Below are 231 nucleotides of genomic sequence, written 5' to 3'. Positions count from 1 at the left end.
GAGGCCGGGCATCCTCGTGCTGCACGACTGGTTCGGGGTCGCCGACAACGTCCGCATGCGCGCGCAGATGCTGGCGCGGCGGGGATACGTCGCGTTCGCCGCGGACCTCTATGGCGCGGACGTCCGCCCGACCGGCGACGCCGCCTCCGCCGAGGCCGGCAAGTACTACCGCGACCTGCCGCTGCTGCGTTCGCGCGTGGCGGCCGGTTTCAGCCTCCTGCAGCAGCATCC

1 protein-coding gene is annotated in these 231 nt (G+C 73.2%); it reads left to right on the top strand.

Annotated features, from left to right (window positions below; genetic code table 11):
• On the top strand, window positions 1-231 hold a 231-nt coding region (locus SB775_RS34350), incomplete at both ends, for a dienelactone hydrolase family protein (protein WP_410865757.1).

The sequence above is a fragment of the Peribacillus sp. SIMBA_075 genome (genome assembly GCF_046534585.1).
Note: the sequence above shows the minus strand (reverse complement) of the source record. Positions and strands in the feature narration are given on the sequence as shown.